Genomic DNA, 20,810 nt, shown 5'->3' on the forward strand with positions numbered 1-20,810 from the left:
TGGAAGACGGTCTGCGTTTCGCTATCCGTGAAGGCGGTCGTACCGTCGGCGCTGGCGTCGTAGCCAAAGTCATCGAGTAAGTCTCTTTTAGAGTCAGCTTGATGAGTTGAAAAGCCCCCGCTTAGCGGGGGCTTTTTTATTGGGTTGACACCTATCAGGGGCGTCTATAGAATTGCGCCTCCTTTTAACGGGCGTATTGCGCCCGGTGGGAATAGCAGCCGGAGTCTGAAATCCAATGCAAAATCAGCAAATCCGTATCAGGTTGAAGGCTTTTGACCATCGCCTGATCGACCAATCCACCCAGGAAATCGTGGAAACCGCGAAACGTACTGGTGCTCAAGTGCGTGGTCCAATTCCACTGCCTACCCGTAAAGAGCGGTTCACCGTTCTGGTCTCCCCGCACGTCAACAAAGACGCGCGTGACCAGTACGAGATCCGTACTCATAAGCGCGTTCTGGACATCGTCCAGCCAACGGATAAAACCGTTGATGCTCTTATGAAGCTTGATCTTGCGGCCGGTGTGGAAGTGCAGATCAGCCTCGGCTAAGACTCGGTCTTAGTCGTGTAACGCTCTGAAATGGGCGGCCATAGCGGGTGAAAGCCCCGTACACTCATGAGGTTTACAACATGACTATTGGTGTAGTCGGTCGTAAATGCGGTATGACCCGTATTTTCACCGAAGAAGGTGTCTCCATTCCGGTCACGGTCATTGAGATCGAGCCGAATCGCGTCACCCAGTTCAAAACTGAAGAGACCGATGGCTATCGTGCAGTGCAAGTCACTGTCGGCGAGCGTCGTGCTTCGCGTGTAACAGCAGCTCAGGCTGGCCACTTCGCCAAGGCGAACGTTGCCGCTGGTCGTACCGTAATGGAATTCCGCCTTGAAGAAGGCGAGTACCAGGCCGGCGATCTGATCAACGCTGAAATCTTCGCCGCTGGCCAACTGGTTGATGTAACCGGTCAGTCCAAGGGTAAAGGCTTCCAGGGTACGATCAAGCGTTGGAACTTCCGCGGGCAAGATAACACCCACGGTAACTCCGTATCCCACCGCGTTCCAGGCTCTATCGGCCAGTGCCAGACTCCTGGTCGTGTATTCAAGGGCAAAAAAATGTCCGGTCATATGGGCGCTGAGCGCGTGACCGTGCAGTCCCTCGAAGTAGTGCGCGTGGACGCTGAACGCAATCTGTTGTTGGTCAAGGGCGCTGTTCCTGGCGCTACTGGCGGCAACTTGGTTGTACGTCCAGCAGCCAAGGCTCGCGGTTAAGGGGAAGCTGACATGCAATTAAATGTAAATGACGCTCAAGCGATCGAAGTTTCCGAACTGACATTTGGCGGCGAATTCAACGAGACGCTGGTTCACCAAGCAGTCGTGGCCTACATGGCCGGCGGCCGTCAAGGTAGCAAGCAGCAAAAGACCCGTTCCGACGTTTCCGGTGGCGGCAAGCGCCCATGGCGTCAGAAAGGTACTGGCCGTGCTCGTGCCGGTACTATCCGTAGCCCAATCTGGCGTGGCGGCGGTACCACTTTCGCAGCTCGTCCTCAGGATCACTCCCAGAAGCTGAACAAGAAGATGTATCGCGCAGCAATGCGTTCCATCCTTGCTGAGCTGGTGCGTACTGATCGTCTGGTCGTGGTTCAGGACTTCGCTGTTGAAGCACCGAAAACCAAAGATCTGCTGAACAAGCTGAACGGCATGGGCCTGACTGACGTCCTGATCGTGTCTGACGCTGTTGATCAGAACCTGTACCTGGCTGCTCGCAACCTGCCACACGTCGACGTTCGTGACGTGCAGGGTTCCGATCCGGTCAGTCTGATCGCATACGACAAGGTGTTGATCACCGTGTCGGCCGTGAAGAAATTCGAGGAGCTGCTGGGATGAACCAGGAACGCGTATTTAAAGTTCTGCTTGGCCCGCACGTTTCCGAGAAGGCTACGGTTCTGGCAGACAAGAAAGGCCAGTTCGTTTTCAAGGTTGCTACCGACGCAACCAAGCTGGAAATCAAGAAGGCCGTCGAAAGCCTGTTCAGCGTGAAAGTAGAGCGCGTGACTACCCTGAACGTTCTGGGTAAAAGCAAGCGCACTGCTCGCGGTCTGGGCAAGCGTAATGACTGGAAGAAGGCAGTTATCTCCCTTCAGCCAGGCCAAGATCTCGATTTCAGCAGCAGTGCTGAGTAAGGAAGGGGTGCATCATGGCAATCGTTAAATGCAAACCGACTTCCCCTGGCCGCCGTTTTGTGGTCAAGGTGGTCAACCAGGAGCTGCATAAAGGCGCTCCTCACGCACCGCTGCTCGAGAAAAAATCGAAGTCTGGTGGTCGTAACAACAATGGCCGTATTACCACTCGTCACATCGGTGGTGGTCATAAGCAGCATTATCGTCTGGTCGACTTCCGTCGCAACGACAAGGATGGCATCGCTGCCACCGTCGAGCGTATCGAATACGATCCAAACCGTACTGCTCACATCGCTCTGCTGCTGTACGCAGATGGCGAGCGTCGCTACATCATCGCCCCTAAAGGCGTGAGTGCTGGCGACCAGCTGATCGCAGGTGCCCTGGCACCGATCAAGCCGGGCAACGCTCTGCAACTGCGTAACATTCCAGTTGGTAGCACCGTACACGGCATCGAATTGAAGCCAGGTAAAGGCGCACAGATCGCTCGTTCCGCTGGTGCTTCGGCTCAGCTGATCGCTCGTGAAGGTGTCTACGTGACCCTGCGTCTGCGTTCTGGTGAGATGCGTAAAGTACTGGCTGAATGCCGTGCGACCCTGGGCGAAGTCTCGAACTCCGAGCACAGCCTGCGTTCGTTGGGTAAAGCTGGTGCCAAGCGCTGGCGTGGCGTTCGCCCAACCGTTCGTGGTGTTGCCATGAACCCGGTTGACCACCCACATGGTGGTGGTGAAGGTCGTACCTCTGGTGGTCGTCATCCGGTATCGCCATGGGGCTTCCCGACTAAGGGCGCGAAGACTCGTGGTAATAAGCGTACCGACAAAATGATCGTCCGTCGTCGCAAGTAAATAGAGGGATACGACAGTGCCACGTTCTCTGAAAAAAGGTCCTTTTATTGATCTTCACCTACTGAAGAAGATCGAAGTGGCGGCGGAAAAGAATGATCGCAAACCAGTTAAGACCTGGTCGCGTCGTTCGATGATCCTGCCACAAATGGTCGGTCTGACCATCGCAGTACACAACGGTCGCCAACACGTCCCAGTTCTCGTGAACGAAGACATGGTCGGCCACAAACTGGGCGAGTTCGCCGGTACCCGCACATACCGTGGGCACGTGGCTGACAAGAAAGCCAAGCGTTAAGGGGTAAGGAAATGGAAGTAGCCGCTAAGTTGTCGGGCGCTCGAATCTCCGCCCAGAAAGCCCGCTTGGTCGCCGACCAGATCCGCGGGAAGAAGGTGGGCGAAGCGCTCAACCTGTTGGCTTTCAGCAGTAAGAAAGCCGCCGAGATCATGAAGAAAGTGCTGGAGTCGGCCGTAGCCAACGCCGAGCATAACGAAGGCGCAGACGTTGATGACCTGAAGGTCAGCACCGTTTTCGTCAACGAAGGGCGTTCGCTGAAGCGCATCATGCCACGTGCCAAAGGCCGTGCTGATCGCATCGTCAAGCGGTCTTGCCATATCACTGTCAAGGTTGCTGACAAGTAACGGAGTCGAAGAGATGGGTCAGAAAGTACATCCCATTGGCATTCGCCTGGGAATCGTCAAGGAGCACACCTCCGTCTGGTACGCAGACGGTCGGACTTATGCGGACTACTTGTTCGCTGATCTGAAGGTGCGTGAGTATCTCCAAGACAAACTAAAAAGCGCGTCCGTAAGCCGTATCGATATCCATCGTCCGGCGCAGACTGCACGTATCACCATCCACACCGCTCGTCCAGGTATCGTTATCGGGAAGAAAGGTGAAGATGTTGAGAAACTGCGTCAGGACCTGACCAAGCAAATGGGTGTGCCTGTGCACATCAATATCGAAGAGATCCGCAAGCCGGAGCTCGACGGTATGCTGGTTGCGCAGAGCGTAGCTCAGCAGCTGGAGCGTCGCGTAATGTTCCGTCGCGCTATGAAGCGCGCTGTACAGAACGCCATGCGCATTGGTGCCAAAGGCATCAAAATCCAAGTGAGCGGTCGTCTCGGCGGTGCTGAAATCGCACGTACTGAATGGTATCGCGAAGGTCGTGTGCCACTGCACACCCTGCGTGCCGACATCGACTATGCCAACTACGAAGCTCACACCACCTACGGTGTGATCGGTGTAAAGGTTTGGATCTTCAAAGGCGAAGTAATTGGTGGTCGCCAAGAAGAACTGAAGCCACAAGCACCAGCGCCTCGTAAAAAAGCTGCTAAGTAAGGGGTACGCCAAATGTTGCAACCAAAGCGTACGAAGTTCCGCAAGCAAATGACCGGTCACAACCGTGGCCTGGCATTGCGCGGTAGCAAAGTCAGCTTCGGCGAGTTCGCGCTGAAGTCTGTTGCTCGTGGTCGTCTCACCGCTCGTCAGATCGAGTCAGCGCGTCGTGCTCTGACCCGTCACGTAAAACGTGGCGGCAAGATCTGGATCCGTGTATTCCCGGACAAGCCTATTTCCAAGAAGCCACTCGAAGTTCGGATGGGTAAAGGTAAGGGTAACGTCGAATACTGGGTTGCCCAGATTCAGCCAGGCAAAGTCCTGTATGAAATCGAGGGTGTAACTGAAGAGCTGGCGCGTGAGGCTTTTGCCCTGGCTGCTGCAAAGCTGCCGCTCGCCACCGCCTTTGTTAAACGGACGGTGATGTGATGAAAGCGAATGAACTTCGTGAAAAATCAGCACAGCAGCTGAACGAGCAACTGCTCGGCCTGCTGCGCGACCAGTTCAATCTGCGTATGCAGAAAGCAACTGGCCAGTTGGGGCAGTCTCATCTGCTCTCGCAAGTTAAGCGTGATATCGCTCGCGTGAAAACTGTGCTCAACCAGCAGGCAGGTAAGTAATCATGGCTGAAGCCGAAAAAACTGTCCGTACGCTGACTGGCCGTGTTGTCAGCGACAAGATGGACAAAACCATCACCGTTCTGATCGAGCGTCGCGTTAAGCACCCGATCTACGGTAAATACGTTAAGCGTTCGACTAAGCTGCACGCGCACGACGAAACCAATCAGTGCCACATCGGCGACAAAGTCACTATTCGTGAAACTCGTCCGATGGCCAAGACCAAGTCTTGGGCGCTGGTTGATGTTCTCGAACGCGCTGTGGAAGTCTAAGGGCTAGGGGTCGGAGAAATTATATGATTCAGACTCAATCCATGCTCGATGTGGCCGATAACAGCGGCGCTCGCCGTGTTATGTGCATCAAGGTGCTGGGTGGCTCCCATCGTCGTTACGCTGGTATCGGTGACATCATCAAAGTTACCGTCAAGGAAGCAATTCCTCGCGGTAAGGTGAAAAAAGGCCAAGTGATGACTGCTGTCGTAGTCCGCACTCGCCATGGCGTTCGTCGTGCTGACGGCTCCATCATCCGCTTTGATGGCAACGCTGCTGTTCTGTTGAACAACAAGCAAGAGCCGATCGGCACCCGTATCTTTGGGCCAGTGACCCGTGAACTTCGTACTGAGAAGTTCATGAAGATCGTCTCGCTCGCCCCAGAAGTGCTGTAAGGAGATCCGACATGCAAAAGATTCGTCGTGACGACGAGATCATCGTGATCGCCGGCAAAGACAAAGGTAAGCGCGGTAAGGTGCTGAAGGTTCTTGCTGACAACCGTCTGGTTGTTGGTGGTCTGAACCTGGTCAAGCGTCATACCAAGCCTAACCCGATGTCGGGCGTACAGGGCGGTATCGTCGAGAAAGAAGCGCCACTGCACGCTTCCAACGTCGCCATCTTCAACGGCGAAACCAACAAGGCTGACCGCGTTGGTTTCAAAGTAGAAGACGGTAAGAAAATTCGTGTCTTCAAGTCGACCCAAAAAGCGGTTGATGCTTGAACACTGCTAGGTAGAAGACCATGGCACGACTAAAAGAGATTTACCGGAAGGAAATCGCACCGAAACTTAAGGAAGAACTTAAGCTTTCGAACGTGATGGAAGTTCCGCGCGTTACCAAAATCACCCTGAACATGGGTCTGGGCGAAGCGATCGGCGACAAAAAAGTCATCGAGCACGCTGTTGCTGACCTGGAAAAGATCACCGGTCAGAAAGTCGTCGTGACTTACGCTCGGAAATCCATCGCTGGCTTTAAAGTCCGTGAAGGTTGGCCGATCGGCGTCAAAGTGACCCTGCGCCGTGAGCGTATGTACGAGTTCCTGGATCGTCTGCTGTCGATCTCCCTGCCTCGGGTTCGCGACTTCCGCGGCCTGAATGCCAAGTCCTTCGATGGTCGTGGCAACTACAGCATGGGCGTTAAAGAGCAGATCATTTTCCCGGAAATCGATTACGACAAGATCGACGCTCTCCGCGGTCTGGACATTACCCTGACCACCACTGCTCGGACGGATGACGAAGGTCGCGCACTGCTGCGCGCTTTCAAATTCCCGTTCCGCAACTGATTGGAGTAGGAAAATGGCCAAGAAGAGCATGAAGAACCGTGAGCTGAAGCGTCAGCTCACCGTTGCCAAGTACGCCACCAAGCGTGCAGCGCTGAAAGCTATCATCGTTGATCTGAACGCAAGTCCAGAAGCGCGTTGGGAAGCTACCGTAGCCCTGCAGAAGCAGCCACGTGACGCAAGCGCCTCGCGCATGCGTAACCGCTGCCGCCTGACTGGTCGTCCGCACGGCGTGTACCGCAAGTTCGGCCTTGGCCGTAACATGCTGCGTCAAGCTGCAATGCGTGGTGACGTTCCAGGTCTGGTTAAAGCCAGCTGGTAAGCACTGTCAAAGTCGCGGCGTTCGGGATCGCAAGATCCTGACCGTCGGTGACCTTGAACTTGAATCAAGCCCCTATTGGGGCTTGATTCATTTGTGGGGTGTGTCTAGAATACCCGGCTCGCCTGAGCCCGTGTTTTTATTGCGCGGATGTGCTCGGCGACACGTACTAGCCGAAAGGCTAATTTTTTGTGTATTAGGAGCGTCTAGCCCATGAGTATGCAGGACCCGTTAGCGGACATGCTAACTCGTATCCGTAATGCCCAGATGGCTGAAAAGTCCGTCGTAAGCATGCCATCTTCTACGTTGAAGGTAGCTGTTGCCAAAGTCCTGAAGGACGAAGGTTACATTGCGGGTTATCAGATCAGCAGCGAAATCAAGCCTCTGCTGTCCATCGAGCTGAAGTACTTCGAAGGCCGTCCGGTCATCGAGGAAGTGAAGCGCGTTAGCCGTCCTGGCCTGCGTCAGTACAAGTCCGTCGAGGATCTGCCAAAAGTTCGTGGCGGCCTGGGCGTGTCTATCGTCTCCACCAACAAAGGTGTGATGACGGATCGTGCTGCGCGCGCTGCCGGTGTCGGCGGCGAAGTTCTTTGCACTGTGTTCTAAGGGGGGATAAGCATGTCACGCGTCGCTAAGAACCCCGTTAAGCTGCCAGCCGGTGTCGAAGTCAAATTCGCAGGCCAACAGCTTTCGGTGAAGGGTGCCAAGGGCACTCTGCAACTGAACATCCATTCGTCCGTTGAGATCGTTGAAGAAGCTGGTGAGCTGCGTTTCGCTGCTCGCAATGGCGATCAACAGACTCGCGCAATGGCTGGTACCACTCGTGCGTTGGTAAACAACATGGTCCAAGGCGTAAGCCAAGGCTTCGAGCGCAAGCTCCAGCTGGTCGGTGTTGGTTACAAAGCGCAAGCAAAAGGCACAGTGCTGAACCTGGCTCTTGGCTTCTCGCACCCAGTGGATTATGAACTGCCGGAAGGCATCACCGCTGAGACTCCTAGCCAGACCGATATCCTGATCAAGGGCATCGACAAGCAGCTGGTAGGTCAAGTGGCCGCCGAGATCCGCGACTTCCGTCCACCAGAGCCGTACAAAGGCAAAGGTGTGCGCTACGCGGACGAAGTCGTCCGTCGTAAAGAAGCCAAGAAGAAGTAGGGCATAGCAAATGACCGACAAAAAAGTTACTCGACTGCGTCGCGCTCGCAAAGCACGCCTGAAAATGCACGAACTCGAAGTCGTGCGTCTCTGCGTGTTCCGCTCGTCGCAGCACATCTACGCCCAGGTCATTTCGGCCGACGGCAACAAAGTCCTGGCAAGTGCCTCGACTTTGGATAAAGAACTGCGTGATGGCGCCACTGGCAACATCGACGCGGCCACTAAGGTTGGCCAGCTGGTCGCTACGCGTGCTAAAGCCGCTGGCGTCTCGCAGGTGGCTTTCGACCGCTCTGGCTTCAAGTACCACGGCCGCGTCAAGGCGCTGGCTGATGCTGCTCGTGAAGCTGGGCTGGAGTTCTAAGTTATGTCAAATAACGACCAAAAGCGCGACGAAGGCTACATCGAGAAGCTGGTTCAAGTTAACCGCGTAGCCAAAACCGTTAAAGGCGGCCGTATCTTCACTTTCACTGCGTTGACCGTAGTGGGTGATGGTAAAGGCCGTGTTGGCTTCGGCCGTGGCAAGTCGCGTGAAGTGCCTGCTGCGATCCAGAAGGCAATGGAAGCTGCTCGCCGCAACATGATCCAGGTTGATCTGAACGGCACCACCCTGCAGTACGCAATGAAGTCCGCCCATGGCGCTTCGAAGGTGTACATGCAGCCTGCTTCTGAAGGTACCGGTATCATCGCTGGCGGCGCTATGCGTGCTGTCCTCGAAGTTGCTGGCGTTCAGAACGTTCTGGCCAAGTGCTACGGCTCGACTAACCCGGTAAACGTGGTTCACGCCACTTTCAAGGGTTTGAAAGCAATGCAGTCTCCTGAATCCATTGCCGCCAAGCGTGGCAAAAGCGTCAAGGAGATCTTCTGATCATGGCTACCGTAAAAGTAACGCTGATCAAAAGCATGACCGGCCGCATCCCTAACCACAAACTGTGCGTTAAGGGTCTGGGTCTGCGTCGCATCGGTCACACTGTAGAAGTCCAGGATACTCCCGAGAATCGCGGGATGATCAACAAGGCTTACTACATGCTGCGTGTCGAGGGTTAATCGATGAAACTCAATGATCTGAGTCCAGCGCCGGGTTCCCGTCGCGAAAAGCATCGTCCGGGCCGTGGTATCGGTAGTGGTTTGGGCAAGACCGGTGGCCGTGGCCACAAAGGTCAGACCTCCCGCTCCGGTGGCACCATTGCTCCAGGCTTTGAAGGCGGTCAACAGCCGCTGCATCGTCGCCTGCCGAAGTTCGGTTTCGTTTCCCTGAAAGCCATGGACCGCGCAGAAGTGCGTCTGTCCGAGCTGGCCAAAGTGGACGGCGACATCGTCACCGTGCAGTCCCTGAAGGATGCCAACGTGATCAACCAGAACGTACAGCGTGTGAAAATCATGCTGTCGGGCGAAGTTGCTCGTGCTGTCACCATCGGAAAGGGAATCGGCGCCACCAAAGGTGCGCGTGCGGCTATCGAAGCAGCTGGCGGCAAGTTCGAGGAATAAATGGCTAAGCAAGGTGCTCTCTCTGCGCTCGGCAAAGGCGGTATGTCTGAACTCTGGGCTCGTCTGCGTTTTCTGTTCCTGGCGATTATCGTCTACCGAATAGGCGCACACATCCCGGTTCCAGGTATCAACCCGGACCGACTCGCGGACCTGTTTCGACAGAATGAGGGGACCATTCTTAGCTTGTTCAACATGTTTTCCGGCGGCGCGCTGGAGCGGATGAGCATCTTTGCACTGGGGATCATGCCGTACATTTCGGCATCGATCATCATGCAACTGATGAGCGCCGTCAGCCCGCAGCTGGAGCAGTTGAAGAAGGAAGGTGAAGCTGGCCGTCGCAAGATCAGCCAGTACACCCGCTACGGCACTGTCGTCCTCGCTCTCGTTCAGGCCATTGGCATGTCCATTGGCCTGGCGGGGCAGGGCGTTTCGTTCACTGCTGACTTCAGCTTTCATTTCGTTGCGGTAACCACGTTTGTGGCGGGCGCGATGTTCATGATGTGGCTGGGTGAGCAGATTACTGAGCGTGGTGTTGGCAACGGTATCTCGATGTTGATCTTCGCAGGTATCGTCGCCGGTCTTCCGAGAGCGATCGGGCAGTCTTTCGAGTCTGCGCGTCAGGGTGATATCAACATTTTCGCCCTGGTTGCCATCGGTCTGCTGGCAGTAGCGATTATCGGTTTCGTGGTGTTCATCGAGCGTGGTCAGCGGCGTATTGCCGTTCACTACGCCAAGCGTCAGCAGGGCCGCAAGGTGTTTGCTGCGCAGACCAGCCACTTGCCGTTGAAGGTGAACATGGCCGGCGTAATTCCGGCTATTTTCGCGAGCAGCATCCTGCTGTTCCCGGCTTCGTTGGGTGCCTGGTTCGGCCAGTCTGAAGGTATGGGCTGGTTGCAGGACATCTCGCAGTCGATCGCTCCTGGTCAGCCGTTGAATATTCTGCTGTTTAGTGCAGGGATTATTTTCTTCTGCTTCTTCTATACGGCGTTGATGTTCAATCCGAAAGACGTAGCGGAAAACCTGAAGAAGTCCGGTGCCTTTATTCCGGGCATCCGTCCAGGTGAGCAGTCTGCGCGCTACATTGATGGCGTTCTGACTCGCTTGACCATGTTCGGTGCTCTTTACATGACGGCCGTCTGTCTGTTGCCCCAGTTCCTGGTGGTTGCGGCAAACGTACCGTTCTACCTTGGCGGGACCTCGTTGCTGATCGTGGTCGTGGTTGTGATGGACTTCATGTCCCAAGTACAATCGCACCTCGTTTCGCACCAGTACGAATCCCTGATGAAGAAAGCCAACCTGAAGGGCTACGGCAGCGGCATGTTGCGCTGAGTAGCGTCCATAAGGTTCGAGGAGTTGGTGATGAAAGTTCGTGCATCGGTGAAAAAGCTGTGCCGCAACTGCAAGATTATTCGCCGCGAAGGTGTTGTTCGGGTAATTTGCAGCGCGGAACCGCGTCACAAACAGCGCCAAGGCTGAGTGTGATTGTGCTTTAAGCCCGGCAGCTAGTGCGCTGCCGGGTTGATTATTTGTTATTACAGCGATATTATCTCGCGCCCTATTTCTTGGCTTCCGGGGCGTAGGTAGCTGTCAATTGGAGTCCCACTGAATGGCCCGTATTGCAGGCGTCAACATTCCAGATAACAAGCATACTGTTATCTCGCTGACCTACATCTATGGTGTTGGTCGCACTACTGCACAGAAAATTTGTGCAGTGACTGGGGTCAACCCAGCGGCAAAGATCAAAGATCTGAGCGACGAGCAGATTGAACAGCTGCGTGGCGAAGTGGCGAAGTTCACCACTGAAGGTGACCTGCGTCGCGAAATCAACATGAAAATCAAGCGCTTGATGGACCTCGGTTGCTATCGCGGTCTGCGTCATCGTCGTGGTCTGCCAGTACGCGGTCAGCGTACCAAGACCAACGCGCGTACCCGTAAAGGTCCGCGTAAGCCGATCCGCAAGTAATCGCCCCAGCGAATCGACAGGAATTTAATCATGGCAAAACCTGCTGCTCGTCCTCGTAAAAAAGTTAAAAAGACAGTGGTTGATGGCATCGCCCACATCCATGCTTCTTTTAACAACACCATCGTGACCATTACCGACCGTCAAGGTAACGCTCTTTCCTGGGCTACCTCCGGTGGTTCGGGTTTCCGCGGTTCCCGCAAGTCCACCCCGTTCGCTGCTCAAGTAGCTGCTGAGCGTGCTGGTCAAGCTGCGCTGGAATACGGCCTGAAAAACCTCGACGTGAACGTCAAGGGTCCAGGTCCAGGTCGTGAATCCGCAGTCCGCGCTTTGAACGGCTGTGGCTACAAGATCGCCAGCATCACCGACGTGACGCCAATCCCGCACAACGGGTGCCGTCCGCCGAAGAAGCGCCGCGTGTAATCCAGGAGATTGTAAAGAATGGCTCGTTACATTGGTCCAAAATGCAAACTCGCTCGTCGCGAAGGCACCGATCTTTTTCTGAAGAGCGGCGTGCGCGCGATCGAATCGAAGTGCAACATTGAAGCAGCACCTGGTATCCACGGCCAACGCCGCGGTCGCCAGTCCGATTACGGCACCCAACTGCGTGAAAAGCAGAAGGTCCGTCGTATCTACGGCGTTCTCGAGCGTCAATTCAGCGGCTACTACAAAGAAGCAGCTGGCAAGAAAGGCGCAACCGGCGAAAACCTGTTGCAACTGCTCGAATGCCGTCTGGACAACGTTGTATACCGTATGGGCTTCGGTTCTACTCGTGCCGAATCCCGTCAGCTGGTATCGCACAAGTCGATCAGCGTTAACGGTCAGACCGTAAACGTTCCGTCCTACCAGGTTCGTGCTGGTGACGTGGTTGCTGTTCGCGAGAAAGCAAAGAACCAACTTCGCATTGTCCAAGCTCTCGATCTGTGTGCCCAACGTGGCCGCGTAGAATGGGTAGAAGTAGACACTGAGAAGAAGTCGGGCGTTTTCAAGAACGTTCCTGCTCGCAGTGATCTGTCCGCCGACATCAACGAAAGCCTGATTGTCGAGCTCTACTCCAAGTAAGGGCTAGAAAATAGGTGCATCCATGCAGATTTCGGTAAATGAGTTCCTGACACCCCGCCATATTGATGTGCAGGTTGTCAGTCCAACCCGCGCCAAGATCACACTCGAGCCTCTCGAGCGTGGTTTCGGCCACACCCTGGGCAACGCGCTGCGCCGCATCCTGTTGTCCTCAATGCCCGGCTGTGCAGTAGTCGAGGCCGAGATTGACGGTGTGCTCCACGAGTACAGCGCCATCGAAGGTGTACAGGAAGACGTAATTGAAATCCTGTTGAACCTGAAAGGTCTGGCTATCAAGCTGCACGGTCGTGACGAAGTTACGCTGACCTTGTCGAAGAAGGGTTCGGGGGTGGTTACCGCTGCCGATATTCAGCTGGATCATGATGTCGAGATCGTTAACCCCGATCACGTAATCGCTAACCTGGCGTCTAACGGCGCCCTGAACATGAAGCTCACCGTAGCTCGTGGTCGTGGTTATGAACCGGCAGACTCGCGTCAGAGCGATGAAGACGAAAGCCGCAGCATCGGTCGCTTGCAGCTTGACTCTTCGTTCAGCCCGGTTCGCCGTATCGCATACGTGGTGGAAAACGCCCGTGTCGAACAGCGTACCAACCTGGACAAGCTGGTTATTGATCTGGAAACCAACGGTACCCTGGATCCTGAAGAGGCTATCCGCCGTGCTGCAACCATCCTGCAACAGCAGTTGGCTGCGTTCGTCGACCTCAAGGGTGACAGTGAGCCAGTGGTTGTCGAGCAGGAAGACGAGATCGATCCGATCCTGCTTCGCCCGGTTGACGATCTGGAACTGACTGTACGTTCGGCTAACTGCCTTAAGGCGGAAAACATCTACTACATCGGCGACCTGATTCAGCGTACCGAAGTAGAGCTGTTGAAGACTCCGAACCTTGGCAAGAAATCCTTGACTGAAATCAAGGACGTTCTGGCCTCCCGCGGTCTGTCCCTCGGCATGCGCCTCGACAACTGGCCGCCTGCAAGTCTTAAGAAGGACGACAAGGCGACTGCCTGATCGTCGTAATCACCGAACGTTGTGTTTGGTAAGGAATGAACCATGCGTCATCGTAAAAGTGGTCGTCACCTGAGCCGCACCAGCTCGCACCGCAAGGCCATGTTCCAAAACATGGCGGTGTCGCTGTTCGAGCACGAGCTGATCAAAACTACACTGCCGAAAGCCAAAGAACTGCGTCGCGTTGCTGAGCCGCTGATCACTCTGGCCAAGACAGATAGCCTGGCTAACCGCCGTCTGGCTTTCGACCGTACTCGTTCGAAAGCTATCGTTGGTAAGCTCTTCAACGACCTGGGCAAGCGTTACGCTACCCGTGAGGGTGGCTACCTGCGCATCCTCAAGTGCGGTTTCCGCGCTGGCGACAACGCGCCTATGGCGTACGTCGAGTTGGTTGATCGTGCTACCAGCGGTGAAGCTGTATCCGCTGAGTAAGTCGGCAACAAACGAAAAACCGGGCCTTGTGCCCGGTTTTTTGTTGCCTGCTGAAAAGTACCCGGACCGTTTCGCCTGGTTCGGCTATCGGCAAGTCTTCAGCATTAGATAATGACTATCGATGTCCATGATTTAATGAATTTGGATACTGTCACTAACATGATCGATACTCCTTTCCAGCCGATTAGCCGGCAGTTTGAAGACCGACCTAGGAAGATTGAGCATGAGCCAGATCAAAACGCTTACGACCGCCAGCGGCGCTCCTGTCGCCGATAACCAGAACTCTCGTTCCGCCGGCCCGCGCGGCCCGCTGCTGCTCGACGATTTTCACCTGATCGAAAAGCTTGCTCACTTCAACCGCGAGAACATTCCCGAGCGTCGCGTGCACGCCAAAGGATCGGGGGCCTACGGCACCTTTACCGTCACCCAGGACATCACCCAGTACACCAGCGCCAAGTTGTTCGAGTCGATCGGCAAGCAAACACCGACCTTCCTGCGGTTCTCCACCGTGGGTGGCGAGCGTGGTTCGGCCGACACTGAACGCGATCCGCGGGGTTTCGCCCTGAAGTTCTACACCGAGGAAGGCAACTGGGACATCGTTGGCAACAACACGCCGGTGTTCTTCATCCGTGATCCGTTGAAATTTCCGGATTTTATCCACACCCAGAAGCGTCTGCCGCAAAGCAACCTCAAAAGTGCCCAGGCGATGTGGGATTTCTGGTCCCATTCGCCTGAGGCGCTGCACCAGGTCACCATCCTGTTTTCCGACCGAGGTATTCCGGATGGCTACCGCCACATGCACGGCTTCGGCAGCCACACCTACAGCCTGATCAGCGCACAGGGTGAGCGGCACTGGGTGAAGTGGCACTACAAGACCCTGCAAGGCATCAAGAACCTTGCGCCGGCAGAAGCGGCACGCCTGGCGGGTACCGACCCGGATTATGCCCAGCGTGACTTGTTCGAGGCCATTGAGCGCGGTGACTTCCCGAAATGGCGCGTCTGCATCCAGATCATGAGCGAGGCCCAGGCCGCGGCCCATTACGAGAACCCGTTCGACGTGACCAAGACCTGGTCGCAGAAAGAGTTTCCGTTGATCGAAGTGGGTGTGCTCGAACTCAACCGCAACCCGCTGAATTACTTCGCTGAAGTCGAGCAGGCGGCGTTTGGCCCGAGCAACATGGTGCCAGGGGTTGGTCTCTCGCCGGATCGCATGCTGCAGGGCCGTGTCTTCGCCTACGCCGATGCGCACCGCTACCGTGTGGGCACCAATCACCAGCAGTTGCCGGTGAATGCGCCACGTAGCCCGGTCAACACTTATCAGCGCGACGGTGCCATGGCGTTTGGCAGCAATGGCGGGGCGGCTCCGAACTACGAGCCTAACAGCTATGTGGAGGCACCGAAGCAGGCGCCGCGTTATGCGGAGCCGGCACTGGCCCTCAGTGGCGCGGCGGATCGTTACGATCATCGCGAAGACACGGACTACTACAGCCACGCCGGTGCGCTGTTCCGTTTGATGAGCGACGAGCAGAAAGCGTTGCTGATCAACAATATCGCCGGCGCGATGGCCGGTGTATCGGCGGATGTCGTTGACCGTCAGCTCCAGCATTTCTTCAGGGCGGACGCCGCTTATGGAGAAGGTATCGCAAAGGCGTTGGGCGTACAGCTTAACTAAGTCTAAACGAGAAGCAGAACCGCCCTCATTTGGGCGGTTTTTGCGTTATTTAGCCCGGTTTTCTCGGATTTTCTTCACTTTTATTGCGATGAACGAGTGACCTCTCCGTCAGGTTGGTTCAAACTAGAGCCTTCAAAGCTTGTGGAGATGTAGGGCGATGCAAGGTCACCCAGATGTAATCGATTACCTCAACACGTTGCTGACAGGCGAACTGGCAGCCCGTGATCAATATTTCATCCACTCGCGGATGTACGAGGACTGGGGTTTCACCGAGCTCTACGAACGTATCAACCATGAGATGGAAGAAGAAGCCCAGCACGCCGATGCATTGATGCGCCGGATCCTGATGCTCGAAGGCACGCCGCGGATGCGTCCGGATGACTTGGATGTCGGGACCACCGTGCCCGATATGTTGGCCGCTGACCTGCGCCTGGAATACAAAGTCCGCGCCGCGCTGTGCAAAGGCATCGAGCTCTGCGAGCAGCACAACGACTATGTGACCCGCGAGATCCTGCGTATCCAGCTTAACGACACCGAAGAAGACCACACCTACTGGCTGGAGAAGCAGTTGGGTCTGATCAAGTTGATTGGCCTGGAAAACTACCTGCAATCACAGTTCTGATCGCGTGTGGAGCGAGCTTGCTCGCGATTGCGGTTAAATCGTCGCATAAATGCAAACTGACACCGCGCTATCGCGAGCAAGCTCGCTCCCACAGAAGAAAAGCAAAAAGCCCCTGCCATCGAAGAGATGACAGGGGCTTTTTCGTGCCCGGGTGAAATCAGTCCCGATCACGCTCCAGCAACGGCTTGAGGTAGTAACCGGTGTAGGACTGCTTCATTTCGGCCACTTGTTCAGGCGTGCCCACGGCAATGATCTGGCCGCCCTTGGAACCGCCTTCCGGCCCCAGGTCCACCAGCCAGTCAGCCGTCTTGATCACGTCCAGGTTGTGTTCGATCACCACCACGGTGTTGCCGTGATCGCGAAGGCGATGCAGCACGTCGAGCAATTGCTGGATATCGGCGAAGTGCAGGCCGGTGGTCGGCTCGTCGAGGATATACAGGGTCTTGCCGGTGTCGCGCTTGGACAGCTCGCGGGACAACTTGACCCGTTGGGCTTCACCGCCGGACAGGGTCGTTGCCGACTGCCCCAGCTTGATGTACGACAGGCCGACATCCATCAGCGTCTGGAGCTTGCGCGCCAGGGCCGGCACCGCATCGAAGAACACCCGGGCTTCTTCGATGGTCATCTCCAGGGTTTCGTGGATGTTCTTGCCCTTGTATTTGATCTCCAGGGTCTCGCGGTTGTAGCGCTTGCTCTTGCACACATCGCACGGCACGTAGATGTCGGGCAGGAAGTGCATTTCCACCTTGATCAGGCCATCGCCCTGGCAGGCCTCGCAGCGCCCGCCCTTGACGTTGAACGAGAAGCGCCCTGGGCCGTAGCCTCGGGAGCGGGACTCCGGCACGCCGGCGAACAGTTCGCGGATCGGTGTGAACAACCCGGTATAGGTCGCCGGGTTGGAGCGCGGCGTACGACCAATTGGGCTCTGGTCGATGTCGACCACCTTGTCCAGGTGCTCCAGGCCCTTGATGCTGTCGTGGGCGGCAGCTTCGAGGGTGGTGGCGCCGTTCAGGGCCGTGGCGCTGAGGGGAAACAGGGTGTTGTTGATCAGCGTCGACTTGCCGGAGCCGGACACGCCGGTCACGCAGGTCAGCAGGCCGATCGGGATTTCCAGGTCGACGTTGCGCAGGTTGTTGCCACGGGCGCCCTTGAGGGTCAGCGACAGCTTCTTGTTGCGCGGCGTGCGTTTGGCCGGGACCTTGATCTTGACTCGGCCCGACAGGTATTTGCCCGTCAGCGAGTCAGGGTGCGCCATGACTTCGGCAGCCGTGCCCTGGGCAACGATATGCCCGCCATGGACGCCCGCGCCCGGGCCGATGTCCACCACGTAGTCCGCCAGGCGGATGGCGTCCTCGTCGTGCTCGACCACGATCACCGTGTTGCCGATGTCCCGCAGGTGCTTCAGGGTCCCGAGCAACCGGTCGTTGTCCCGCTGGTGCAGGCCGATGGACGGCTCGTCGAGGATGTACATCACCCCCACCAGGCCGGCGCCGATCTGGCTGGCGAGGCGGATACGCTGGGCTTCGCCGCCGGACAAGGTGTCTGCGCTGCGATCGAGGGTCAGGTAGTCCAGGCCGACGTTCACCAGGAACTGCAGGCGCTCGCGGATTTCCTTGAGGATCTTGTCGGCGATTTCGCCACGACGACCGGTGAGCTTCAAGCCGCCGAAGTAATCGGTGGCGTCGCCAATCGGCAGGTTGGTCACCGCCGGCAGCGTCTTCTCGCCGACCCACACATGCCGCGCTTCGCGACGCAGGCGGGTGCCACGGCAATCGGGGCAGGGCTGGGTGCTGAGGAACTTGGCCAGTTCTTCGCGCACGCTGGCCGATTCGGTCTCGCGGTAGCGTCGCTCCAGGTTCGGCACGATACCTTCGAACGGGTGGGAACGCTTGACGATGTCGCCACGGTCGTTGAGGTATTTGAAGTCGACATTCTGCGAGCCGCTGCCGTGCAGGATGAATTTCTGCTGGTCGGCGGGCAACTCGTTGAACGGCTTGTCCAGGCTGAACTTGTAGTGGGCCGCCAGCGAACCGAGCATCTGGAAGTAATAGACGTTGCGCCGGTCCCAGCCGCGAATCGCCCCTTCGGCCAGGGTCAGCTCACCATTGACCAGGCGCTTGGTGTCGAAGAACTGCTTGACCCCCAGGCCGTCGCACGTCGGGCAGGCGCCCGCCGGGTTGTTGAAGGAGAACAGCTTGGGTTCCAGCTCGCTGATGGCATGGCCGCAGATCGGGCAGGCGAAGCGTGCGGAGAAAATGATCTCCTCGCCGGGCTCGTCGTCCATCGGTGCGACCAGGGCGATGCCGTCGGCCAGTTTCAGGGCGGTCTCGAAGGACTCGGCCAACCGCTGCTGCAAGTCGGCGCGGACCTTGAAGCGGTCGACCACCACATCGATCGAATGCTTCTTCTGTTTATCCAGCTTCGGCAGTTCGTCCAGCTCGCACAGCTTGCCGTTGACCCGGGCCCGCACGAAGCCTTGGGCGCGCAACTCTTCGAACACCATCAGGTGTTCGCCCTTGCGTTCGCGAACCACCGGGGCCAGCAGCATCAGCTTGCTGCCTTCGGGCTGAGCCAGCACCAGGTCGACCATCTGGCTGACGGTCTGGGCTTCCAGGGGAATGTCGTGGTCGGGGCAGCGAGGAATGCCGACCCGCGCATACAGCAGGCGCAGGTAGTCGTAGATCTCGGTGATGGTGCCGACCGTCGACCGCGGGTTATGGGAGGTCGACTTCTGTTCGATGGAGATTGCCGGCGACAGGCCTTCGATGGTGTCGACGTCGGGTTTTTCCATCATCGACAGGAACTGCCGGGCATAGGCCGACAGCGATTCGACATAGCGTCGCTGGCCTTCGGCGTACAACGTGTCGAAGGCCAGGGATGATTTGCCGGATCCGGACAGGCCGGTGATGACGATCAGCTTGTCCCGTGGCAGGGTCAGGTCGATATTCTTCAGGTTGTGGGTACGGGCCCCACGAATCAGGATCTTGTCCAAAGTGGCCTCGCTCGGCGGGCGTCGAAAACGTAGGAGTATACGGGCAAATACTGGATGGATGCACACTATTGAAGGCGCGATTGCAGCCATACATGAAGACTGCGCGGCAAACGGTCGCCATATACCCTCTCAATCGATGGGACTGGTAGAATCGCCGCCGGTTCACATGAGGTTTTTCCATGCAAGATCCCCACAGCGAACGCATGAGTCGTGGCGAGACACGCGCAGCAAGCGGTCTGGCCCTGGTGTTCGCCTTCCGTATGCTGGGCATGTTCATGGTGTTGCCGGTGCTGGCGACCTATGGCATGGACCTGGCAGGCGCCACCCCGGCCCTCATCGGCCTGGCGATTGGCGCTTATGGCCTGACCCAGGCGATCTTCCAGATCCCGTTCGGGATCATTTCCGACCGCATCGGCCGACGTCCGGTTATCTACCTGGGGCTGATCGTCTTCGCCCTCGGCAGCGTGCTGGCGGCCAATGCCGACTCGATCTGGGGCGTGATCGCCGGACGCATCCTGCAGGGGGCCGGGGCCATTTCCGCGGCCGTCATGGCGCTGCTGTCGGACCTGACCCGCGAACAGCATCGGACCAAGGCCATGGCCATGATCGGCATGACCATCGGTCTGTCGTTCGCTGTCGCCATGGTCGTAGGACCGTTGCTGACCCGTGCCTTTGGCTTGTCGGGCCTGTTCCTGGCGACCGGTGCCATGGCACTGGTGGGGATCCTGATCGTGGCGTTCATGGTGCCGCGCGCCACCGGGCCGTTGCAGCACCGGGAATCCGGGGTGGCGCGCCAGGCATTGATCCCGACGCTCAAGCACCCGGACCTGCTGCGCCTGGACCTGGGTATTTTCGTGCTCCACGCCATGCTGATGTCCAGCTTCGTGGCCTTGCCGCTGGCCCTGGTCGAGAAGGCCGGCCTGCCCAAGGAACAGCACTGGTGGGTTTACCTGACCGCGTTGCTGATATCGTTCTTCGCCATGATCCCGTTCATCATCTATGGCGAGAAACGACGCAAAATGAAACGAGTTTTGCTCGGCGCCGTCGTGACGCTGATGCTCACTGAGCTATTCTTCTGGCAGTTCGGCGATAGCTTGCGGGCCCTGGTGATCGGCACGGTGGTGTTCTTCACCGCGTTCAATCTGCTGGAAGCCTCGCTGCCGTCGCTGATCAGCAAAGTTTCGCCGGCGGGCGGCAAGGGCACGGCGATGGGGGTCTACTCCACCAGCCAGTTCCTGGGTTCGGCGTTGGGCGGGATCCTCGGCGGCTGGCTGTTCCAGCATGGCGGTTTGTCGGTTGTGTTCCTGGGATGCGCCGCGCTGGCTGCACTTTGGTTAGCCTTTGCTGTTACCATGCGCGAACCTCCCTATGTGACGAGCCTGCGCTTGCCCTTATCGCCCGAGGCGATTCGTGAGGCTGGCCTGACCGAGCGTCTGAAGGCCGTCGTTGGAGTAACCGATGCAGTGGTGGTCGCCGACGAGGCGGCCGTGTATATCAAACTCGACACCGAATTATTGGATCGCGCGACGCTCGAGCGCCTGGTGAACAACCCGGCCCCGACCACGTGCGAAGCCTAGGAGAAC

At 57.1% G+C, this 20,810-nt stretch carries 32 protein-coding genes and 1 pseudogene; 32 read left to right on the forward strand and 1 reads right to left on the reverse strand.

Going from position 1 to position 20,810, the window contains the following annotated elements; translation table 11 throughout:
- From J4E53_RS09320 to bfr, 31 genes and pseudogenes are all read left to right on the forward strand, one after another.
- Positions 1 to 80: pseudogene (locus tag J4E53_RS09320) on the forward strand (elongation factor Tu); the annotation flags it as partial.
- 155 nt (positions 81 to 235) lie between these two features.
- A complete protein-coding gene (gene rpsJ, locus J4E53_RS09325) occupies positions 236 to 547 on the forward strand; it encodes a 30S ribosomal protein S10 (RefSeq protein WP_003186070.1) in 312 nt (103 codons plus the stop codon).
- Positions 548 to 627: 80 nt separating this feature from the next.
- Positions 628 to 1,263, forward strand: a complete 636-nt coding sequence (rplC, locus tag J4E53_RS09330; RefSeq protein WP_003186059.1) for a 50S ribosomal protein L3 — start codon at positions 628 to 630, stop codon at positions 1,261 to 1,263.
- A gap of 12 nt (positions 1,264 to 1,275) precedes the next feature.
- Positions 1,276 to 1,878 (forward strand): 50S ribosomal protein L4, encoded by a 603-nt coding sequence (gene rplD / locus J4E53_RS09335; RefSeq protein ID WP_003186057.1) that lies wholly within the window; start codon positions 1,276 to 1,278, stop codon positions 1,876 to 1,878.
- Positions 1,875 to 2,174: a 50S ribosomal protein L23 gene (rplW, locus tag J4E53_RS09340; RefSeq protein ID WP_002555488.1), complete on the forward strand. Its 300-nt coding sequence runs from the start codon at positions 1,875 to 1,877 to the stop codon at positions 2,172 to 2,174. Before rplD ends, rplW begins: the two co-directional genes overlap by 4 nt.
- Positions 2,175 to 2,188: 14 nt before the next feature.
- Positions 2,189 to 3,013, forward strand: a complete 825-nt coding sequence (gene rplB, locus J4E53_RS09345) for a 50S ribosomal protein L2 (protein WP_003186055.1) — start codon at positions 2,189 to 2,191, stop codon at positions 3,011 to 3,013.
- Between the two features lie 16 nt (positions 3,014 to 3,029).
- Positions 3,030 to 3,305, forward strand: a complete 276-nt coding sequence (rpsS, locus tag J4E53_RS09350; RefSeq protein WP_002555486.1) for a 30S ribosomal protein S19 — start codon at positions 3,030 to 3,032, stop codon at positions 3,303 to 3,305.
- A gap of 11 nt (positions 3,306 to 3,316) precedes the next feature.
- Positions 3,317 to 3,649: a 50S ribosomal protein L22 gene (gene rplV, locus J4E53_RS09355; protein ID WP_003103908.1), complete on the forward strand. Its 333-nt coding sequence runs from the start codon at positions 3,317 to 3,319 to the stop codon at positions 3,647 to 3,649.
- 13 nt (positions 3,650 to 3,662) lie between these two features.
- Positions 3,663 to 4,349, forward strand: coding sequence for a 30S ribosomal protein S3 (rpsC, locus tag J4E53_RS09360; RefSeq protein WP_003176422.1), 687 nt, complete (start codon positions 3,663 to 3,665; stop codon positions 4,347 to 4,349).
- 12 nt (positions 4,350 to 4,361) lie between these two features.
- Positions 4,362 to 4,775, forward strand: a complete 414-nt coding sequence (gene rplP, locus J4E53_RS09365; protein ID WP_025215754.1) for a 50S ribosomal protein L16 — start codon at positions 4,362 to 4,364, stop codon at positions 4,773 to 4,775.
- The gene (rpmC, locus tag J4E53_RS09370; RefSeq protein WP_002555481.1) at positions 4,775 to 4,966 is read left to right on the forward strand and encodes a 50S ribosomal protein L29; all 192 of its coding nucleotides are present in this window, start codon (positions 4,775 to 4,777) and stop codon (positions 4,964 to 4,966) included. The genes rplP and rpmC overlap by 1 nt, the downstream gene beginning before the upstream one ends.
- Before the next feature lie 2 nt (positions 4,967 to 4,968).
- Complete coding sequence (gene rpsQ / locus J4E53_RS09375; protein WP_003194644.1) at positions 4,969 to 5,235, forward strand: 30S ribosomal protein S17; 267 nt, start codon at positions 4,969 to 4,971, stop codon at positions 5,233 to 5,235.
- 23 nt (positions 5,236 to 5,258) lie between these two features.
- Positions 5,259 to 5,627 (forward strand): 50S ribosomal protein L14, encoded by a 369-nt coding sequence (gene rplN, locus J4E53_RS09380; RefSeq protein WP_002555479.1) that lies wholly within the window; start codon positions 5,259 to 5,261, stop codon positions 5,625 to 5,627.
- An 11-nt stretch (positions 5,628 to 5,638) separates the two neighbouring features.
- Entirely contained in the window at positions 5,639 to 5,953 is a 315-nt protein-coding gene (gene rplX, locus J4E53_RS09385) for a 50S ribosomal protein L24 (protein WP_003186046.1), read from the forward strand.
- Positions 5,954 to 5,973: 20 nt separating this feature from the next.
- Positions 5,974 to 6,513, forward strand: a complete 540-nt coding sequence (rplE, locus tag J4E53_RS09390) for a 50S ribosomal protein L5 (RefSeq protein ID WP_003186044.1) — start codon at positions 5,974 to 5,976, stop codon at positions 6,511 to 6,513.
- Between the two features lie 13 nt (positions 6,514 to 6,526).
- Positions 6,527 to 6,832 carry a 30S ribosomal protein S14 gene (gene rpsN / locus J4E53_RS09395; protein ID WP_003186042.1) on the forward strand — a complete coding sequence of 102 codons (306 nt, stop codon included), beginning with the start codon at positions 6,527 to 6,529 and terminating at the stop codon, positions 6,830 to 6,832.
- Between the two features lie 210 nt (positions 6,833 to 7,042).
- Positions 7,043 to 7,435: a 30S ribosomal protein S8 gene (gene rpsH, locus J4E53_RS09400; protein ID WP_017848802.1), complete on the forward strand. Its 393-nt coding sequence runs from the start codon at positions 7,043 to 7,045 to the stop codon at positions 7,433 to 7,435.
- A 12-nt stretch (positions 7,436 to 7,447) separates the two neighbouring features.
- A complete protein-coding gene (gene rplF / locus J4E53_RS09405; RefSeq protein ID WP_003186039.1) occupies positions 7,448 to 7,981 on the forward strand; it encodes a 50S ribosomal protein L6 in 534 nt (177 codons plus the stop codon).
- A gap of 10 nt (positions 7,982 to 7,991) precedes the next feature.
- Positions 7,992 to 8,342: a 50S ribosomal protein L18 gene (rplR, locus tag J4E53_RS09410; protein ID WP_003186037.1), complete on the forward strand. Its 351-nt coding sequence runs from the start codon at positions 7,992 to 7,994 to the stop codon at positions 8,340 to 8,342.
- 3 nt (positions 8,343 to 8,345) lie between these two features.
- On the forward strand, positions 8,346 to 8,846 hold the full coding sequence (gene rpsE / locus J4E53_RS09415) for a 30S ribosomal protein S5 (RefSeq protein ID WP_003186035.1): 501 nt from the start codon (positions 8,346 to 8,348) through the stop codon (positions 8,844 to 8,846).
- Between the two features lie 2 nt (positions 8,847 to 8,848).
- Positions 8,849 to 9,025 carry a 50S ribosomal protein L30 gene (rpmD, locus tag J4E53_RS09420; protein ID WP_003176408.1) on the forward strand — a complete coding sequence of 59 codons (177 nt, stop codon included), beginning with the start codon at positions 8,849 to 8,851 and terminating at the stop codon, positions 9,023 to 9,025.
- A gap of 3 nt (positions 9,026 to 9,028) precedes the next feature.
- Positions 9,029 to 9,466: a 50S ribosomal protein L15 gene (gene rplO / locus J4E53_RS09425; RefSeq protein WP_003186032.1), complete on the forward strand. Its 438-nt coding sequence runs from the start codon at positions 9,029 to 9,031 to the stop codon at positions 9,464 to 9,466.
- Positions 9,467 to 10,795 carry a preprotein translocase subunit SecY gene (secY, locus tag J4E53_RS09430; protein ID WP_003186029.1) on the forward strand — a complete coding sequence of 443 codons (1,329 nt, stop codon included), beginning with the start codon at positions 9,467 to 9,469 and terminating at the stop codon, positions 10,793 to 10,795.
- A gap of 30 nt (positions 10,796 to 10,825) precedes the next feature.
- Entirely contained in the window at positions 10,826 to 10,942 is a 117-nt protein-coding gene (rpmJ, locus tag J4E53_RS09435) for a 50S ribosomal protein L36 (protein WP_002555468.1), read from the forward strand.
- 130 nt (positions 10,943 to 11,072) lie between these two features.
- Positions 11,073 to 11,429, forward strand: coding sequence for a 30S ribosomal protein S13 (rpsM, locus tag J4E53_RS09440; protein WP_003186020.1), 357 nt, complete (start codon positions 11,073 to 11,075; stop codon positions 11,427 to 11,429).
- A gap of 30 nt (positions 11,430 to 11,459) precedes the next feature.
- A complete protein-coding gene (rpsK, locus tag J4E53_RS09445) occupies positions 11,460 to 11,849 on the forward strand; it encodes a 30S ribosomal protein S11 (RefSeq protein WP_002555466.1) in 390 nt (129 codons plus the stop codon).
- Positions 11,850 to 11,867: 18 nt separating this feature from the next.
- A complete protein-coding gene (gene rpsD, locus J4E53_RS09450) occupies positions 11,868 to 12,488 on the forward strand; it encodes a 30S ribosomal protein S4 (protein WP_003176404.1) in 621 nt (206 codons plus the stop codon).
- Positions 12,489 to 12,510: 22 nt separating this feature from the next.
- Entirely contained in the window at positions 12,511 to 13,512 is a 1,002-nt protein-coding gene (locus tag J4E53_RS09455) for a DNA-directed RNA polymerase subunit alpha (protein ID WP_003186012.1), read from the forward strand.
- Between the two features lie 42 nt (positions 13,513 to 13,554).
- Positions 13,555 to 13,941 (forward strand): 50S ribosomal protein L17, encoded by a 387-nt coding sequence (rplQ, locus tag J4E53_RS09460; RefSeq protein WP_003186009.1) that lies wholly within the window; start codon positions 13,555 to 13,557, stop codon positions 13,939 to 13,941.
- Between the two features lie 223 nt (positions 13,942 to 14,164).
- The gene (locus J4E53_RS09465; protein ID WP_103308225.1) at positions 14,165 to 15,613 is read left to right on the forward strand and encodes a catalase; all 1,449 of its coding nucleotides are present in this window, start codon (positions 14,165 to 14,167) and stop codon (positions 15,611 to 15,613) included.
- A 157-nt stretch (positions 15,614 to 15,770) separates the two neighbouring features.
- Positions 15,771 to 16,235 (forward strand): bacterioferritin, encoded by a 465-nt coding sequence (gene bfr / locus J4E53_RS09470; protein ID WP_003186005.1) that lies wholly within the window; start codon positions 15,771 to 15,773, stop codon positions 16,233 to 16,235.
- Positions 16,236 to 16,392: 157 nt separating this feature from the next.
- Here bfr and uvrA read toward each other — a convergent pair whose 3' ends face one another.
- Complete coding sequence (uvrA, locus tag J4E53_RS09475; RefSeq protein WP_072410491.1) at positions 16,393 to 19,227, reverse strand: excinuclease ABC subunit UvrA; 2,835 nt, start codon at positions 19,225 to 19,227, stop codon at positions 16,393 to 16,395.
- 179 nt (positions 19,228 to 19,406) lie between these two features.
- Here uvrA and J4E53_RS09480 point away from each other — a divergent pair, with 179 nt between their 5' ends.
- Complete coding sequence (locus J4E53_RS09480; protein ID WP_053125859.1) at positions 19,407 to 20,804, forward strand: MFS transporter; 1,398 nt, start codon at positions 19,407 to 19,409, stop codon at positions 20,802 to 20,804.
- Positions 20,805 to 20,810 lie beyond the last annotated feature (6 nt).

The sequence above is a fragment of the Pseudomonas sp. FW305-28 genome, assembly GCF_017351395.1.
GTDB lineage: Bacteria > Pseudomonadota > Gammaproteobacteria > Pseudomonadales > Pseudomonadaceae > Aquipseudomonas > Aquipseudomonas fluorescens_AA.

Coding starts and splice junctions, on each gene's coding strand:
- rpsJ (WP_003186070.1), top strand. CDS start 236: ATGCAAAATCAGCAAATCCGTATCAGGTTGAAGGCTTTTGACCATCGC.
- rplC (WP_003186059.1), top strand. CDS start 628: ATGACTATTGGTGTAGTCGGTCGTAAATGCGGTATGACCCGTATTTTC.
- rplD (WP_003186057.1), top strand. CDS start 1,276: ATGCAATTAAATGTAAATGACGCTCAAGCGATCGAAGTTTCCGAACTG.
- rplW (WP_002555488.1), top strand. CDS start 1,875: ATGAACCAGGAACGCGTATTTAAAGTTCTGCTTGGCCCGCACGTTTCC.
- rplB (WP_003186055.1), top strand. CDS start 2,189: ATGGCAATCGTTAAATGCAAACCGACTTCCCCTGGCCGCCGTTTTGTG.
- rplV (WP_003103908.1), top strand. CDS start 3,317: ATGGAAGTAGCCGCTAAGTTGTCGGGCGCTCGAATCTCCGCCCAGAAA.
- rpsC (WP_003176422.1), top strand. CDS start 3,663: ATGGGTCAGAAAGTACATCCCATTGGCATTCGCCTGGGAATCGTCAAG.
- rplP (WP_025215754.1), top strand. CDS start 4,362: ATGTTGCAACCAAAGCGTACGAAGTTCCGCAAGCAAATGACCGGTCAC.
- rpmC (WP_002555481.1), top strand. CDS start 4,775: ATGAAAGCGAATGAACTTCGTGAAAAATCAGCACAGCAGCTGAACGAG.
- rpsQ (WP_003194644.1), top strand. CDS start 4,969: ATGGCTGAAGCCGAAAAAACTGTCCGTACGCTGACTGGCCGTGTTGTC.
- rplN (WP_002555479.1), top strand. CDS start 5,259: ATGATTCAGACTCAATCCATGCTCGATGTGGCCGATAACAGCGGCGCT.
- rplX (WP_003186046.1), top strand. CDS start 5,639: ATGCAAAAGATTCGTCGTGACGACGAGATCATCGTGATCGCCGGCAAA.
- rplE (WP_003186044.1), top strand. CDS start 5,974: ATGGCACGACTAAAAGAGATTTACCGGAAGGAAATCGCACCGAAACTT.
- rpsN (WP_003186042.1), top strand. CDS start 6,527: ATGGCCAAGAAGAGCATGAAGAACCGTGAGCTGAAGCGTCAGCTCACC.
- rpsH (WP_017848802.1), top strand. CDS start 7,043: ATGAGTATGCAGGACCCGTTAGCGGACATGCTAACTCGTATCCGTAAT.
- rplF (WP_003186039.1), top strand. CDS start 7,448: ATGTCACGCGTCGCTAAGAACCCCGTTAAGCTGCCAGCCGGTGTCGAA.
- rplR (WP_003186037.1), top strand. CDS start 7,992: ATGACCGACAAAAAAGTTACTCGACTGCGTCGCGCTCGCAAAGCACGC.
- rpsE (WP_003186035.1), top strand. CDS start 8,346: ATGTCAAATAACGACCAAAAGCGCGACGAAGGCTACATCGAGAAGCTG.
- rpmD (WP_003176408.1), top strand. CDS start 8,849: ATGGCTACCGTAAAAGTAACGCTGATCAAAAGCATGACCGGCCGCATC.
- rplO (WP_003186032.1), top strand. CDS start 9,029: ATGAAACTCAATGATCTGAGTCCAGCGCCGGGTTCCCGTCGCGAAAAG.
- secY (WP_003186029.1), top strand. CDS start 9,467: ATGGCTAAGCAAGGTGCTCTCTCTGCGCTCGGCAAAGGCGGTATGTCT.
- rpmJ (WP_002555468.1), top strand. CDS start 10,826: ATGAAAGTTCGTGCATCGGTGAAAAAGCTGTGCCGCAACTGCAAGATT.
- rpsM (WP_003186020.1), top strand. CDS start 11,073: ATGGCCCGTATTGCAGGCGTCAACATTCCAGATAACAAGCATACTGTT.
- rpsK (WP_002555466.1), top strand. CDS start 11,460: ATGGCAAAACCTGCTGCTCGTCCTCGTAAAAAAGTTAAAAAGACAGTG.
- rpsD (WP_003176404.1), top strand. CDS start 11,868: ATGGCTCGTTACATTGGTCCAAAATGCAAACTCGCTCGTCGCGAAGGC.
- J4E53_RS09455 (WP_003186012.1), top strand. CDS start 12,511: ATGCAGATTTCGGTAAATGAGTTCCTGACACCCCGCCATATTGATGTG.
- rplQ (WP_003186009.1), top strand. CDS start 13,555: ATGCGTCATCGTAAAAGTGGTCGTCACCTGAGCCGCACCAGCTCGCAC.
- J4E53_RS09465 (WP_103308225.1), top strand. CDS start 14,165: ATGAGCCAGATCAAAACGCTTACGACCGCCAGCGGCGCTCCTGTCGCC.
- bfr (WP_003186005.1), top strand. CDS start 15,771: ATGCAAGGTCACCCAGATGTAATCGATTACCTCAACACGTTGCTGACA.
- J4E53_RS09480 (WP_053125859.1), top strand. CDS start 19,407: ATGCAAGATCCCCACAGCGAACGCATGAGTCGTGGCGAGACACGCGCA.